At 52.2% G+C, this 12,867-nt stretch carries 18 protein-coding genes and 2 tRNA genes; 16 read left to right on the top strand and 4 right to left on the bottom strand.

All coding sequences use genetic code 11. From position 1 onward, the window contains the following. Window positions 1-3: 3 nt before the first annotated feature. The 5 genes from fabF to ACLGL1_RS01445 all read left to right on the top strand — a co-directional run bounded on the left by fabF (window position 4) and on the right by ACLGL1_RS01445 (window position 2,548). A complete protein-coding gene (gene fabF / locus ACLGL1_RS01465; RefSeq protein WP_411007016.1) occupies window positions 4-1,233 on the top strand; it encodes a beta-ketoacyl-ACP synthase II in 1,230 nt (409 codons plus the stop codon). After that, window positions 1,226-1,666 carry a 3-hydroxyacyl-ACP dehydratase FabZ gene (gene fabZ, locus ACLGL1_RS01460; RefSeq protein WP_411007015.1) on the top strand — a complete coding sequence of 147 codons (441 nt, stop codon included), beginning with the start codon at window positions 1,226-1,228 and terminating at the stop codon, window positions 1,664-1,666. The genes fabF and fabZ overlap by 8 nt, the downstream gene beginning before the upstream one ends. Before the next feature lie 215 nt (window positions 1,667-1,881). Next, entirely contained in the window at window positions 1,882-2,193 is a 312-nt protein-coding gene (locus ACLGL1_RS01455) for an MTH1187 family thiamine-binding protein (RefSeq protein ID WP_411007014.1), read from the top strand. A gap of 180 nt (window positions 2,194-2,373) precedes the next feature. Then, a tRNA-Asn gene (locus ACLGL1_RS01450) sits at window positions 2,374-2,445 on the top strand. A gap of 30 nt (window positions 2,446-2,475) precedes the next feature. Next, a tRNA-Trp gene (locus tag ACLGL1_RS01445) sits at window positions 2,476-2,548 on the top strand. Window positions 2,549-2,628: 80 nt separating this feature from the next. On the opposite strand, the gene ACLGL1_RS01440 is transcribed toward ACLGL1_RS01445, so the two are convergent. From ACLGL1_RS01440 to ACLGL1_RS01425, 4 genes are all read right to left on the bottom strand, one after another. After that, window positions 2,629-3,777 (bottom strand): tyrosine-type recombinase/integrase, encoded by a 1,149-nt coding sequence (locus ACLGL1_RS01440; RefSeq protein WP_411007013.1) that lies wholly within the window; start codon window positions 3,775-3,777, stop codon window positions 2,629-2,631. Window positions 3,778-3,906: 129 nt separating this feature from the next. After that, window positions 3,907-4,503 carry a hypothetical protein gene (locus tag ACLGL1_RS01435; RefSeq protein WP_411007012.1) on the bottom strand — a complete coding sequence of 199 codons (597 nt, stop codon included), beginning with the start codon at window positions 4,501-4,503 and terminating at the stop codon, window positions 3,907-3,909. Between the two features lie 15 nt (window positions 4,504-4,518). Beyond that, window positions 4,519-5,610, bottom strand: coding sequence for a type I restriction endonuclease (locus ACLGL1_RS01430; protein WP_411007011.1), 1,092 nt, complete (start codon window positions 5,608-5,610; stop codon window positions 4,519-4,521). A 42-nt stretch (window positions 5,611-5,652) separates the two neighbouring features. Continuing rightward, complete coding sequence (locus tag ACLGL1_RS01425) at window positions 5,653-6,300, bottom strand: LexA family protein (RefSeq protein ID WP_411007010.1); 648 nt, start codon at window positions 6,298-6,300, stop codon at window positions 5,653-5,655. Between the two features lie 152 nt (window positions 6,301-6,452). Between ACLGL1_RS01425 and ACLGL1_RS01420 the strand changes: the two genes are divergently transcribed. From ACLGL1_RS01420 to ACLGL1_RS01370, 11 genes are all read left to right on the top strand, one after another. Beyond that, window positions 6,453-6,665, top strand: coding sequence for a helix-turn-helix domain-containing protein (locus ACLGL1_RS01420; protein WP_411007009.1), 213 nt, complete (start codon window positions 6,453-6,455; stop codon window positions 6,663-6,665). A gap of 78 nt (window positions 6,666-6,743) precedes the next feature. Next, a complete protein-coding gene (locus ACLGL1_RS01415) occupies window positions 6,744-6,935 on the top strand; it encodes a hypothetical protein (protein ID WP_408978030.1) in 192 nt (63 codons plus the stop codon). 3 nt (window positions 6,936-6,938) lie between these two features. Next, window positions 6,939-7,685 carry a phage antirepressor KilAC domain-containing protein gene (locus ACLGL1_RS01410; protein ID WP_408978029.1) on the top strand — a complete coding sequence of 249 codons (747 nt, stop codon included), beginning with the start codon at window positions 6,939-6,941 and terminating at the stop codon, window positions 7,683-7,685. Continuing rightward, window positions 7,686-7,892, top strand: a complete 207-nt coding sequence (locus ACLGL1_RS01405) for a hypothetical protein (protein WP_408978028.1) — start codon at window positions 7,686-7,688, stop codon at window positions 7,890-7,892. A 161-nt stretch (window positions 7,893-8,053) separates the two neighbouring features. Then, the gene (locus tag ACLGL1_RS01400; RefSeq protein ID WP_408978026.1) at window positions 8,054-8,353 is read left to right on the top strand and encodes a hypothetical protein; all 300 of its coding nucleotides are present in this window, start codon (window positions 8,054-8,056) and stop codon (window positions 8,351-8,353) included. Window positions 8,354-8,369: 16 nt separating this feature from the next. Then, window positions 8,370-8,582: a hypothetical protein gene (locus ACLGL1_RS01395; protein ID WP_408978025.1), complete on the top strand. Its 213-nt coding sequence runs from the start codon at window positions 8,370-8,372 to the stop codon at window positions 8,580-8,582. Then, complete coding sequence (locus tag ACLGL1_RS01390) at window positions 8,563-8,808, top strand: hypothetical protein (protein ID WP_411007008.1); 246 nt, start codon at window positions 8,563-8,565, stop codon at window positions 8,806-8,808. Before ACLGL1_RS01395 ends, ACLGL1_RS01390 begins: the two co-directional genes overlap by 20 nt. 21 nt (window positions 8,809-8,829) lie before the next feature. Further along, window positions 8,830-9,198: a hypothetical protein gene (locus ACLGL1_RS01385; protein WP_411007007.1), complete on the top strand. Its 369-nt coding sequence runs from the start codon at window positions 8,830-8,832 to the stop codon at window positions 9,196-9,198. A 1-nt stretch (window position 9,199) separates the two neighbouring features. Next, window positions 9,200-10,315 carry a DUF2800 domain-containing protein gene (locus ACLGL1_RS01380; RefSeq protein ID WP_411007006.1) on the top strand — a complete coding sequence of 372 codons (1,116 nt, stop codon included), beginning with the start codon at window positions 9,200-9,202 and terminating at the stop codon, window positions 10,313-10,315. 17 nt (window positions 10,316-10,332) lie between these two features. Next, a complete protein-coding gene (locus tag ACLGL1_RS01375) occupies window positions 10,333-10,911 on the top strand; it encodes a DUF2815 family protein (protein ID WP_411007005.1) in 579 nt (192 codons plus the stop codon). Beyond that, entirely contained in the window at window positions 10,892-12,856 is a 1,965-nt protein-coding gene (locus ACLGL1_RS01370) for a DNA polymerase (RefSeq protein ID WP_411007004.1), read from the top strand. The genes ACLGL1_RS01375 and ACLGL1_RS01370 overlap by 20 nt, the downstream gene beginning before the upstream one ends. The last annotated feature ends 11 nt before the right edge of the window (window positions 12,857-12,867 follow it).

The following is a 12,867-nucleotide window of genomic DNA, read 5'->3' as shown; positions in this document are numbered from 1 at the left end:
AGTATGAAAAGACGAGTCGTCATTACCGGTATCGGTACCATTAACAGCATTGGTAAGGATGCAGCCAGCACCTGGTCGGCCGTGGTAGAAGGCCGGCACGGGGTGGCCCCCATCAGCCATTACGATACAAGTGGCCGGCGGGTGACCCTGGCTGCCGAAGTAAAAGACTACCAGTCGGAAGATTACTTTTCCGGCAAGGAGGCCCGGCACCTGGACCCCTATATCCAGTTTGCCCTCATTGCCGCCCGGGAAGCCCTCGAGGACGCAGGGGACCTGGCTGTTGACCCCTACCGGCTGGGGACCATTATCGCCTCAGGCATCGGGGGTCTCTCTACCATTGAAAAGGAAGACCGCCGGGTGGCCCCGGACAATAAATTTGACCGGGTAACCCCTTACTTTATTCCTATGGTCATTTCCAATATGGGGGCGGCCCATGTGGCCATGCTGGCCGGGGCCAAGGGTCCCTCCATGTCTGTGGCTACGGCTTGCGCTTCCTCTACAACAGCGGTAGGTCGAGGTTTTCGGATGATCCGGGATGGCTACCAGGATGCCATGCTGGTCGGTGGCTGCGAAGCCAGCATTACCCCCCTGGGTATAGGGGGCTTTACCGCCATGCGGGCCCTCCATATGGGGGATGATCCCGACCGGGCCTCCATCCCCTTTGACCAGGACCGGTCCGGCTTTGTTATGGGCGAAGGGGCCGCTGTCCTGGTCCTTGAAGAGGCTGACCATGCCCAGGCCCGGGGGGCCAAGATTTATGCAGAGCTGGTCGGCTACGGCGAAAGCTGTGATGCCCACCATATTACTGCGCCGGCAGAAGACGGCGAGGCCGCTGCCGCAGCCATCCGCCAGGCCGTCGAAGAAAGTGGCCTGACGCCGGCAGATGTAGACTATATTAACGCCCACGGCACCTCGACCCCCTTAAACGATCAAATCGAAAGCCGGGTCTTTAACCGGGTCTTTGCAGGGCAAGTGCCCCTGGTCAGCTCCACCAAGGCCCTGACCGGCCACCTGCTCGGGGCAGTCGGGGCCCTGGAGGGCCTGATTTGCGCTCAAGCCCTGGCCCATAACGCAGCACCCGGCCAATTCGGCACCATCCAGCAGGACCCGGCCTGCGACATCCCCCTGGCTAAGGGGGGCGAACCGGTCAAGGTGGCCCTCACCAATACCCTGGGCTTTGGCGGCCATAATGCCTGCCTGGTCTTGAAAAAATGGGAGGGAAGCCATGCTTGACTTTGAAGCCATCCAGGCCATCCTCCCCCACCGGGCCCCCTTCCTGCTCATAGACCGGGCCCTAGAGGTCAAGCCCGGCCAGTCGGCCAAGGCCCTCCGGGCCGTCAGTGGGAATGAATGGTTTTTCCAGGGCCACTTTCCGGGCAAGGCCGTAATGCCCGGGGTCCTTATTATTGAAGCCCTGGCCCAAACCGGCGCCCTGGCCATTTTACAGGGCCCAGACCAGGGGGGGATCGCCCTCCTGGCAGGGATCAACAAGGCCCGGTTTCATACTCCGGTCCGGCCGGGGGATACCCTGACCCTTTCCGTTGAATTGACCAAGAGACGGGGTCCCATCGGCATGGGCCAGGCCCTGGCCGTCAACCAAAATGAGGAAAAGGTGGCCTCTTGTGAACTGCTCTTTGCCCTTGACCAGGGAAAAAATAAAAACTAGCCTTGCAGCGCCCCCAAAAAGTTGGACCTAGACAATTCGACTTTTGGGGGACTTTTTGCAGTTGGCTAGGGCAAAAGGCTTAAAAATGACTGATACGGGCTGCAAAGAAGTTTAACCCTGGCAGGCCCAGGGCTAAGGAATGAACTGTCTTGACAGGGCCCAGGGCTAAGGGCTACACTTTTTATAGTGCTACTGCGGAGAGAAAGGAGATCCTTATGACGATTGCAGAATTGACGCTCATTCCTATTGGTGGCGAAAGTTCCAGTTGCAGCCAGTATGTGGCTGGAGCCTTAGATGTTTTGGTGGACTTCCCGGACCTGACCTACCGGCTTAACCCCATGGGGACAGTCCTGGAGGGATCAATGGACGATATCCTGGCGGCCATCAAGGCCATGCGGGAGACGGTCTTTGATAAAGGGGTTCCCCGGGTCTATATGGTTATTAAAATTGATGAGCGCCGGGATAAGGACAATAATATGGATGAAAAACTGGCCTCTGTGGCGGCCAAACGGAAAAACGACCACTAACCGGTTCTTTTGGTAGGACTTCTGTGTAGATAGGCGTCTATGAAGCTTGACGCTTTTTTGACGGCGGACATTTTCTGAAGGGCAACCCCTATAGGGTCATAAACTTTGACAAAAAACGCCTTTTGTATTGACCTTAAGCCATAAAAATGATACTATGTATAAGCGTCATGTGACGCCTATTCCTCGATAGCTCAATGGTAGAGCATTCGGCTGTTAACCGAAGGGTTGCTGGTTCGAGCCCAGCTCGGGGAGTTTTATTATCAGAGCTTGCTTTGATAACATGGGGGTATAGTTCAGCTGGTAGAATAACGGTCTCCAAAACCGCAGGTCCAGGGTTCAAATCCTTGTGCCCCCGTAAAGCATAAAAACCGTTGCGATGGTTAAGCCATTCGCAGCGGTTTTTTTATTTTGTGGGGTAGTTTTTGGGGTAGTTTTTTATTTTAGGTGTTCGGTAAAGCGATTTATAGCTGTTTTTTGGGCGGCATCTGTAACGTGGGCGTAGGTGTCCATGGTGATAGAGTAGGTCGAGTGGCCTAGGCGTTCTTGGACTTCTTTTACGCTGGCGCCGGATTCCAGCATGAGGGTGGCGTGCGTGTGCCTTAATCCATGTACTTTAATAGGTCGGATGTCGGCTGACTTGCAGATGCGACGGAGCCAGTATCTAGGGCGGTTCTGGTGGATGGGGTCCGCAGTGGCCCCATGGAAGAGGTATGGGCTATCGGGCAGGGGGTCTGCTGAGATGGTGGCATCCAGGAGGCTAGCAGTCACATCGTCTATAGGTATGGTGCGGATAGAGCTCCTGGTCTTTGGTGTTTGTATGATGGTTTTGTAATTGACATCATAAGACACGGTCCTGGTGATGCTTATGGTTTTTTCTTTGGGGTCGTAGCTATCTTTATGCAGGGCCAGGGCTTCGCCTTTGCGAATCCCTGTGTATGCCAAAAGCCTGAAGAAGGCATAGGCTTGAGAGGTTACCCACCCGGTAGGGTTGAGCTGCCAGGGGTCTGCGTGTGCGGCGTAGACTTCTGCTTCTGCTAAAAAGGCTTTGAGCTCATCGGCGGTCCAGTAGTCGGATTTTTCCACCTGCCGGTTGATGACTTGCTTGCTGGGGATGGATACGAGCTCCCAAGGGTTACTGTCGACATAGTCACGCTGCATGGCGTATTTGTATATGCGTTTTGCAAGCCTGGCGATCTCTCCGTATTTACTATGTTTTTCCTGCCACTGGCCCAGTGTGGCACTACACTCATGATGGGTGAGCTTATCGAGCGGTAGGTCGCCAAAGGCCGGTAAGATGTAGCGGTCAAGGTAGCCAAGCGTTTTGCGCAGGGTTGATTCTTTGACGGTCTTTTTATACTCGATGAGCCACTCGGCGGTGACATCGCTAAAGGTCGGGATGCGGGATATTTTCCGTTGTGTCTGCCGGCTTAACTTCAGTGTCTCACGTGCAGCCCAGTCTTTTGCGTCTTTTTTTAGCTTAAAGCCCCGTTTTTTCTTGCGGATAGGCCCGTCGGGCCCGGTGACGTATATGGCTGCGCTATAGCGGGGCCCTGCTTTTGTTTGGTAGGTTTCGTATGTAGGCATAAAAAATCAGGCCTCCTTTGTGTTTAGGGGGCCTTATATGGTATAATGACCTTGGTTTTGTTGGTCTTTATAAGGCCCCTTTGCCCTCACTGCGTTGGCGCGCGGTGGGGGCTATTTTTTTATTACTATTTATGCATCGTTTGAGTTAAGTTCATTAAGTACCTCACCAGTAGAAGCGTCAAGGTAGCGTACCTGGATGTTCGTATCTTCAAGACCTGCTACTGATCTGTACCAAGCAGTTGCCATCCAAAGTGTTATTGCTGTGATACTGGCTTCAAATTCTTCATAAGCTGTCGCATCTACACTTATGTTATAACGTGTATAGCCGGAGTTTGTCTTAACATCTTGGACAAAAGAATTCGGGTCATCAATCAGTTCCTGATTAGTGTCTTCGATAATTTTCACAGCTTCGTCAACAAATTCTTTGTGCTGCTTTTTCGTCACTTTATAGGTGACTGTATTCTCCCCTATTTTACCCGACACGATATCTCCGTCCGCTACCAGCTGATCAATGCGAGACTGTATATCCGCATCAGAACGTTCCTTAATGATGTCTTTAGGGAAGGTCATGTCGACTGTTGTGATGTTTTTATCAATAGCCATTATTTCGCTTGACGCTAGGTTTTCATCTGACGGAGGTGTAGAACTGGAGGACTGGCTCGTAGATCCGCATCCGGTGACCGTAAGCGCCAATAAAAGGGCTCCTGTAATTATTTTCTTGCGCACAGTATCTCTCCTTATTTATGGCTTAGGATATTCCTCAATCCTACGTTTAGCAGCTTCTATAATCTGTTTTTCAAAGGTGTACAAATTATCTAGGCCGGTAAAATTAAAAATGGGATTATTATCATCCCCCGTATAAATTTGTATCCGGTGGTTTTTGCTTTCTCGGATAAAAAGCCTGCAAATCCAGCGGGTAGATTTATTGTCTGTTTGGATGGCGAAATAGGGCTGGGTATCTTTGTAGGTAAGCCGCTGGGCGTCGATATGGGGGCGCAGGATTGATTTAATAATATAGAAAGATTCAATTTCTTCTTTGGTTGTTATGATCTTTTTCTTTTCCGGCTCGGGTGATTTATTCTCGGCATGAGGCGTTTCTTCTGATGGAACAGCTGAGGTGGTATCTAGGGCGGCATTAATTCGGGTGTTTACGAGTTCTCTAATGTAGTCATCCAGGGCTTTTTTTACAAGCGGTTCATAGTGACTTATTATGGCAGATGTTTTCATGCCATCGTAAACGCCTTGATTAAGTAAGATACGGATAAAGTCCTCCGTAGGTGTAGCGAAAAGGTCTTTCACAACGATTCTAAGAGCGGTCAGGTCTTTAAGGTCGGATGCTCGATCTATGATGTCATTTTCAGAGAAAGACTGCTTGCAGAAACGTTCTAACTCATTGCTGAGAGGCTCTTTTAAGGTTTCAATTTTGAATTCTAAGAAGGGGGTATCATCAAGGATATTAGGCTTATCTAGGTCTGTATAGAAGCGGTACTGGTTGCCGTCAGTTAAGAGGCCAAAACGGGCGACTGAAGCGGCGTAGTAATGTCGCAATTGACTGTCATTTTCGGCGCTTAAATTAGAGCCTAAAGGTTTTGCTTCAACAACACATACGGGCTCGCCGTCTACTTTCAAAACATAATCGACACGGGCGTCTTTCTTTCTGCCGATAGGGACACTTGCCTGGGGCATGACATCATCTAGTGAGAAAGGGTCATAGCCCAAGGCACTGAAAAATGGCAGGATTAGAGAGTTGCAGGTGGCTTCTTCGGTTAAGACTTCTGACTTTAAAGCCTCAACCCGTTCTTTGAGTGATGCAAGCTTATTTGTAAAATCCATGTTGTACCTCCTTTTAAATTAAGCGGAGCAGGAAGCTGTCTTTTAGAACTTCGCCCTCAATTCAACTAACTTGCCTAGAATTACAACGGGTAGGGATCCTTGCTGCTCGGCGGTGTATACTTTAGGCTCGTAATTAGGGTTTGTTGGCTGCAAGACAATAGATCCGTCCGGTATTTTAAGTATCTTTTTTAAGGTCGCATTATAGCCATTAACGTAAACTGCACAGATATCTCCACTTTCGCACATTGGTTGTTTTCTTAATATCGCTATGTCTCCGTCCGCTATCCTAGGCTCCATGCTGTCACCCTGAACTCTCAAAGCTAAATACTCTTTTCCACCATTTAACCATTCTTGAGGTATATCTTCCCAGTCATTATCATCTAGGTTTTCTATAGCTTCAATGGGTATTCCTCCTGCAATCTCGCCAATTATTGGGATACGAACATATTCCGCGACCGCCGACCTTTGCGCTTCAGGCTCCACTAAATCTGCTTTAGATACATTAAAGTAATTGGCTAGCTTTTCAATTTTATCGATGCGTGGGTAAGTTTTTGCGTTTATCCAATCTGATAGCGTTGTATATTTTATGCTAAGCGCTTTACATAAATCGTTTCGGTCTACACCATACGTATCCATATACCTTTTTATATTTTCTGCCATAATTTCTTTATTGCCGAGATTATTTTTCAAAACAGACACCCCCTATCGCACTATAAGTCATATTTTACGGTAAAAAAGAAAAAAAGTAAAGAAAAATAGAAGAATATTACGGTTAAAACGTTGACAACGGTTTAACCGTAATATATAATGCATTTAAGCTACTCAGAAAGGGGGGAACTGTTATGTCTCCGGAGGCAAGAGAACTTAAAATCACTTTAGCAGCAGCCCGTTGTAACAAAGGATTACGTCAAAAAGAGGCTGCGGAAGCACTTGGAGTGACCCCGAAAACGCTTAGCCGTTGGGAAAATAGCCAGTCTTTTCCAGATGTTCAAAACATAAAAAAGATAGAAAGTTTGTATGGAATTGAATATAGGAATCTTATTTTTTTAAAATAGTTTTACGGTTTAACCGTAAAAGTGAGTGAAGTTAAGGTGGATGGTGAGAAATCAGTTTTTTGAGAGGAGGTGAATGATATGAAATCTGAATTTGAAAAGCAAGTCAGAATTCGATTGCTCGAGACAGACGGGACGCTCCCGGGGCTTGCTAAAGCTCTAGGCATAAGCCTTGGATACATCTACGAGCTTTTTGCGAACCCGGGCAGAAGAAGCCCGTACTTTGAAAAGATAGCAAACTATCTCGAGTTTGAACTGCCGAAAGGAGAATGACACATGAACGATTTATTACCAATTATCAACCAAGACGATGGCCGCATTGCCGTCAGCGGGAGAACGCTACATGAATTTTTAGAGGTGAAGACGGCTTATAAAGATTGGTTTCCCAGGATGACAGAATACGGTTTTACCGAGGGTCAGGACTTCTGCTCATTTTTGAGCGAAAGTACAGGAGGCCGCCCAGCGACTGACCACGTGCTCACCCTAGACATGGCCAAGGAGCTCTCCATGATCCAGCGGACGGAGAGGGGTAAGCAGGCCCGGCAGTACTTCATCGCTGTGGAAAAGGAATACAACAGCCCAGAAAAGATTATGGCCCGGGCGCTGCAGTTTGCTAAAGAGGAGCTGGCTACATTAAGAATTCACAGCGACCAGCAGGCTCAAATCATCGGCGAGTTGCAGCCTAAGGCGGACTACACGGACCGGATTTTAAAGTCTAAGAGCCTGGTGACCATCGGGCAGATTGCCAAGGACTACGGTAAGAGTGCTAGGGCCATGAACGCCTTGCTCCATGAGCTTAAAGTCCAGTATAAGCAGTCGGGACAGTGGTTCTTATACGCTTGCTACCACGACAAGGGTTACACCCACTCTGAAACAATTGAGATCCCACATAAGAGCGACCCGGCAAAGACCTTTGTCAGGATGAATACGAAGTGGACGCAAAAGGGCCGGCTGTTTTTATACAAGCTTTTGAAAGATGCCGGCTACCTGCCCCTGATTGAACAAGTCGATGAGGCGATGTAGATGGAACTAAAAAACTACACAACTGAGGCTCTGCTTAAAGAATTAGTAGAGCGAGGCGCCAAGCTTTACCCGTGCGGTTCTTACAAGGGCTGGGAAGTGCAAATAAAAAAGAAGTATGACAAGGGTAGAGAGCCTTTCAAGGTGATTATAGCAGAAACACAAACAAGCGGCGGGGGTGAAACTGATGACCATGTTGGAAGCTTTTAAGTTAATGGGCGCCGAAGATTTTGAGCATTATGGGAGAGCGTTTTTTGCTTGTAGAGATAAAAAAGAGGCTTTGAGAGACTTAAAAAGCGACCTTCCCAAGAAAGTGGAAAAGTCGCTACGGGCTGTTTTGGAGAAATCTTAAAAAGAAAGGAGCGAAAGTCATGAGCACTGAGTCAACTTTAATCACGTCACTTGTCAAGTTGCTTACGCCTGTACTGCTGGAAGAGCTGGAGCCGCAAATTGACGCCTACCTGGAGAGTAAGTCGGAAGAGCTGAGGCGTCAGGCGATGCCGGAAATTATCCGCCGGAAGGATTTCCCGGAGTATACCGGGTACAGTTGTAACACCTTTGACCGGTGGGCCGCTGAAGGGATGCCGGTTATTAAGAGCCGGGGGAAAACCGGTGCGGTAGGCGTCCGACGAGAGGCTTTGATGGACTGGGTTAAGGGGATGGAAATTTGAAAGGAGGTGAAGCACCGTGCGAGAAGATTTAATGCATTATACAAAACAGTTCCAAGATACTATGGAAGACCTAGATATGGATATAAAAAAAGGCTTAGTTAACGCAAAGGCAATCATCCTAATGGGCATCCTGATGGACCAGATTGCTAATGCCATTCGCAAAATAATGATGGATGCACTAGCAGACCAGGAAAGGGAGAGAAGAGCTAATGAAGACATTACCGATTAGAGTACTGGGCCGGCTACTTATGATTACTGCCTACATCATGTTTTTGGCAGCGCTTATCAGAGCTGACCTGGAGCTGCTAACCCACACCCAGGCGGGTATCCGGGTGACTGTCTGGCTGACGCTGACGGTCATCAGTGCAGGGGTCTCAGATGCCATCGAGACACAAAAAAAGCCCCGGCAGGAGCGGCAACTCCCCCAGGGGCAAAGGAAAAAATACACACGTTAAGCATATCATAAGGAGGATATCATGGCAAAACTAATTTTAACTGTAGAGATGGACAGCCCGGCAGAGCTGACACACGTCAGCCAGCTGCTGGTCGGTAAAGCGCCGGAAGTAAGGACAACCGCAACCCCAGAGCCGACAGCAGCACCAGAGCCGGAACCGACACCGGCGCCGACACCGGCGCCCGCAGCGCCTACCGAGACCCCTGTCCCGGGGGCGGAAAAAATCAGCCTGGAGGACCTGCAGCGGGCTTTTAGGCAGAAGAGAACTAAGGAAAACGCCCAGCTGCTTAAAGAGATTGTCCAGGCCCATGGCGGCGCCCGGCTATCGGAAGTACCGGAAGATCGCCGACCGGCCCTTATGGCCGAGCTGGATGCCCTGGTGGTGGGCTAAGATGGCTCACGCACTACTATCAGCATCCAGCGCCGACCGCTGGCTCCACTGTCCGGCTTCAGTGCGGCTTACCGAGGGCATGGCGGATAAGGGCAGCAGCTACGCCGCCGAGGGCACCCTGGCCCATGCCATGGCGGAGGAGGACCTCCGGGCCTTTATGGAGGCCAGAGACCCGGATTTTAGCCGGCACTGCCAGCAGCCCTACTTTTATCGGGGCATGGAAGAGGACATCAAGCTATATACCGACTATGTCAAAGAGACCTTTTTAGCCGGGGCGGAGGAGCTGGCCATCGAACAACGACTGGACTTCTCCGAGTACGTGCCTGGCGGTTTTGGTACCGGGGACGCGGTTATCCTAAGTCAGGGGGCGGTCGAGATCATCGATCTCAAGTTTGGCAAGGGCGTCCCCGTGTCGCCCATCAAAAACCCCCAGCTCATGCTGTACGGCCTCGGCGCCTACCTGGCCAATGACTGGCTGTTTGATATCGATACCGTCCGCATGACCATCGTCCAGCCCCGGCTCGATTTTTTAGACACCTATGAGGTCAGCGCCGGCATGCTCACCGAGTGGGCCCGGGAGACCGTGACCCCTCAAGCCAAACTGGCCTACGCTGGCAAGGGTGACCTCCAGGCCGGCAGCTGGTGCCGCTGGTGCAAGATAAAAAACACCTGCAGGGCCCGGGCCAGCCAGCACCTGGAATTTTATCAAAGCAAAAGCGCCGGACCGGAGCTCAACACCGCAGAGATTGCCGACGTCCTGGCCCAGGTGGATGCCATCAAGGCATGGCTGGCGGATATCGAGACCGGCGCCACTGAGACCCTCACCGCCGGCGGAGAAATCCCCGGCTGGAAGTTGGTCGAGGGGCGGAGTAACCGGAAGATTACAGACCCGGAGGCTATGGCCGAGGCACTCAAAAAAGTATATGCGGCGGAAGAGATTTACAAGCCACAGGAGCTCAAGACCCTAACCGCGCTGGAGAAGCTGGTCGGCAAAAAGGCCTTTGCCAGCGACTACGGCCAGTACGTCACCAAGCCACCGGGCAAGCCGACCCTGGCACCGGAAAGCGATAAACGCCCGGCCCTAAATTCACCAGAAAACGAATTTACGTTCGAATAATGAAAGGATAGATAATTATGTCAAACGCTACTAAAAACCCAGTAAAAGTATGCATCACCGGCCGGCTCTCCTACGCCGCCATCTTCGAGCCCACCAGCTTTGAGGGCCAGGAGCCGCGGTACAGCACCGCCATCCTCATTCCCAAAGACGACAAAAAGACCCTGGACATCATTAACGCCGCCGTCAAGGCGGCCACCGAAGAGGGCAAGACCAAGTACTGGAAAGGCAAGGTACCGGTCATGCGCTACCCGGTCCTGCGGGACGGCGACGCAGAAAAGCCGGATGATGAAAACTACGCCGGCCACTACTGGGTCAATGCCAAGAGTAAAAACCCGCCCCAGGTCGTCCTCCGCTACCGGGACCCGGAAACCGGCAAGGGCGCCAAGGCCACCGAGATGGACGTCTACTCCGGCTGCTGGGCAAACGTCATGGTGACCTTCTACCCCTACGACACCGCTGGCAACCGGGGCATCGGGGCCAACCTGGGCAACATCCAGAAGGTCAAGGACGGCGAGCGCCTAGGCGGCGGCAGCACTGCAGAAGATGACTTCAACTTTGAAGAAGAGGTGCTGGACGATGACGACTTCTTATCATAAGACACTAGCCATAGACATCGAGACCTTCTCAGATGCCGATATTAAAGCGGGCGTTTACAAGTATGTAGACGCCCCGCTTTTTAAGATACTACTGGTCGCCTACGCCTACGACGATGAGCTAGTCCAGATTATAGACCTGGCCCGAGGGGAGGAGATCCCGGAGACGCTGGTCCAGGACCTAACTGATGATACCATCCTAAAGACAGCCTTTAACGCCCAATTTGAACGGGTGGCCTTGGACAAGCACCTAGGCGCCAAGACGGGCCCCTGGGAATGCACCATGATACATGCCTGGGAGACCGGCATCATGGGCGGCCTGGACACGGTGGGTAAGCGGCTAGGCCTGGAGGAGGACCAGCAGAAGATGGACGTCGGTAAGAGTCTCATACAGCTGTTTTGTAAGCCCAGGAGGCCCACTAAGCACGACGACCGGACCCGGGTCATGCCGGAAGACGAGCCCGAAAAGTGGCAGACATTTAAGCGCTACTGCCTCAGAGACGTCGAGGCCGAGAGGGCCATCCGGGATAAGCTGGCGGTCTTCCCCCTGCCGGAGGCAGAAAAGAGACTGTGGGCGCTAGACCAGAAAATCAACGACCGCGGCGTCCGCATAGACACCGACCTGGCCCGGGCGGCCATTAAAATCAATGACGACCGGGAGGCGAGAGCTCTTACCCGGTTTACCGAGATTACCGGCCTAGCTAAACTCAAGAGTTTAACGGCCATTAAAGGTTGGATTAAAGACCAGACCGGCGAGGAAGTGAAGACCCTCGCCAAAGATGCGATGCCAGAGCTCCGAGACCGGTTTAAGGACTACCCGGGGGTCCTGGAGGTGCTCGACATCCGGGAGGCGACCGGTAAGACGTCGGTGGCTAAGTACACCAAGATGCTAGATACCCTGTGTAGTGACGGCCGGAGCCGGGGCAATATCCAATTTTTTGGGGCCAGGACAGGCCGCTGGGCCGGCCGAGGCATCCAGCTCCACAACCTACCGCAAAACCACTTAAGAGACCTGGAGACCGCCCACGACGTCGTCAAAACCGGCGATGCCGAATTCCTAGAGCTCCTATACGATGACCCCGGGGACATCCTAAGGCAGTGCATCCGGACGGCCATCATCCCGGCAGAGGGCAAGCGGTTTGTGGTCGCAGACTTTTCCGCCATTGAGGCCAGGGTCATATCCTGGCTGGCGGGCGAAGACTGGCGGCTGGAGGTGTTCCGGACCCACGGCAAGATATACGAGGCCTCGGCCAGCCAGATGTTTGGGGTACCGGTGGACCAGATCCACAAGGGGGACCCCCTCCGGCAAAAGGGTAAGGTGGCCGAGCTGGCCCTGGGCTACCAGGGTGGCCCGCCTGCCCTCAGGCAAATGGGGGCCCTTAAGATGGGCCTCCAGGAGGCCGAGCTCCCGGACCTGGTCCGCCAATGGCGGCAGGCCAATCCTAAGATAGCCGACTTCTGGGCCAATACCGAGGCGGCCTGCTTCCAGGCCTTAAGGACCGGCAAGGCAGTCAAGATAAATGACTACCTGACTGTTTTTAAGGACCGCGGGATCCTTTTTATCCAGCTGCCATCGGGCCGTAAAATCGCCTATACCAAGGCCCGGATAGCCCCGCATAAAAAGAGACCCGGCACAAAGCAGATTGTTTTTGAGGACGTCGTCGGCAAGAAGGTCATGACCGCTGAGACCTACGGCGGCAAATTGGTCGAGAATATCGTCCAGGCCACCGCCCGGGACTGCCTGGCCCATGCCATGCTGGCCCTGGACGCTAAGGGCTACGACATCATCTTCCACGTCCACGACGAGGTCATCATCGAGATAGCCGCCGATCGGGCCGAGGCCGCCCTGGGTGACGTCTGCACCACCATGGGCGAGCCCCTGGCCTGGGCGCCGGGGTTACCGCTAAGGGCTGACGGGTACACATGTGACTTTTATCAAAAAGACTAGGAGGTGGGACA

The organism is Peptococcus simiae (assembly GCF_046569735.1).
Classification (GTDB): domain Bacteria; phylum Bacillota; class Peptococcia; order Peptococcales; family Peptococcaceae; genus Peptococcus; species Peptococcus simiae_A.
The sequence above is the reverse complement of the archived record's forward strand: the minus strand, read 5'-3'. Positions and strand labels throughout refer to the sequence as shown.

Bases quoted from the DNA above. Each gene is read 5' to 3' on its own strand.
- ACLGL1_RS01405 (WP_408978028.1), top strand. From the start codon at position 7,686: ATGGAACTAAAAAACTACACAACTGAGGCTCTGCTTAAAGAATTAGTA.
- ACLGL1_RS01415 (WP_408978030.1), top strand. From the start codon at position 6,744: ATGAAATCTGAATTTGAAAAGCAAGTCAGAATTCGATTGCTCGAGACA.
- ACLGL1_RS01375 (WP_411007005.1), top strand. From the start codon at position 10,333: ATGTCAAACGCTACTAAAAACCCAGTAAAAGTATGCATCACCGGCCGG.
- ACLGL1_RS01410 (WP_408978029.1), top strand. From the start codon at position 6,939: ATGAACGATTTATTACCAATTATCAACCAAGACGATGGCCGCATTGCC.
- fabZ (WP_411007015.1), top strand. From the start codon at position 1,226: ATGCTTGACTTTGAAGCCATCCAGGCCATCCTCCCCCACCGGGCCCCC.
- ACLGL1_RS01390 (WP_411007008.1), top strand. From the start codon at position 8,563: ATGAAGACATTACCGATTAGAGTACTGGGCCGGCTACTTATGATTACT.
- ACLGL1_RS01440 (WP_411007013.1), bottom strand. From the start codon at position 3,777: ATGCCTACATACGAAACCTACCAAACAAAAGCAGGGCCCCGCTATAGC.
- ACLGL1_RS01385 (WP_411007007.1), top strand. From the start codon at position 8,830: ATGGCAAAACTAATTTTAACTGTAGAGATGGACAGCCCGGCAGAGCTG.
- ACLGL1_RS01380 (WP_411007006.1), top strand. From the start codon at position 9,200: ATGGCTCACGCACTACTATCAGCATCCAGCGCCGACCGCTGGCTCCAC.
- ACLGL1_RS01370 (WP_411007004.1), top strand. From the start codon at position 10,892: ATGACGACTTCTTATCATAAGACACTAGCCATAGACATCGAGACCTTC.
- ACLGL1_RS01455 (WP_411007014.1), top strand. From the start codon at position 1,882: ATGACGATTGCAGAATTGACGCTCATTCCTATTGGTGGCGAAAGTTCC.
- ACLGL1_RS01420 (WP_411007009.1), top strand. From the start codon at position 6,453: ATGTCTCCGGAGGCAAGAGAACTTAAAATCACTTTAGCAGCAGCCCGT.
- ACLGL1_RS01400 (WP_408978026.1), top strand. From the start codon at position 8,054: ATGAGCACTGAGTCAACTTTAATCACGTCACTTGTCAAGTTGCTTACG.
- fabF (WP_411007016.1), top strand. From the start codon at position 4: ATGAAAAGACGAGTCGTCATTACCGGTATCGGTACCATTAACAGCATT.
- ACLGL1_RS01430 (WP_411007011.1), bottom strand. From the start codon at position 5,610: ATGGATTTTACAAATAAGCTTGCATCACTCAAAGAACGGGTTGAGGCT.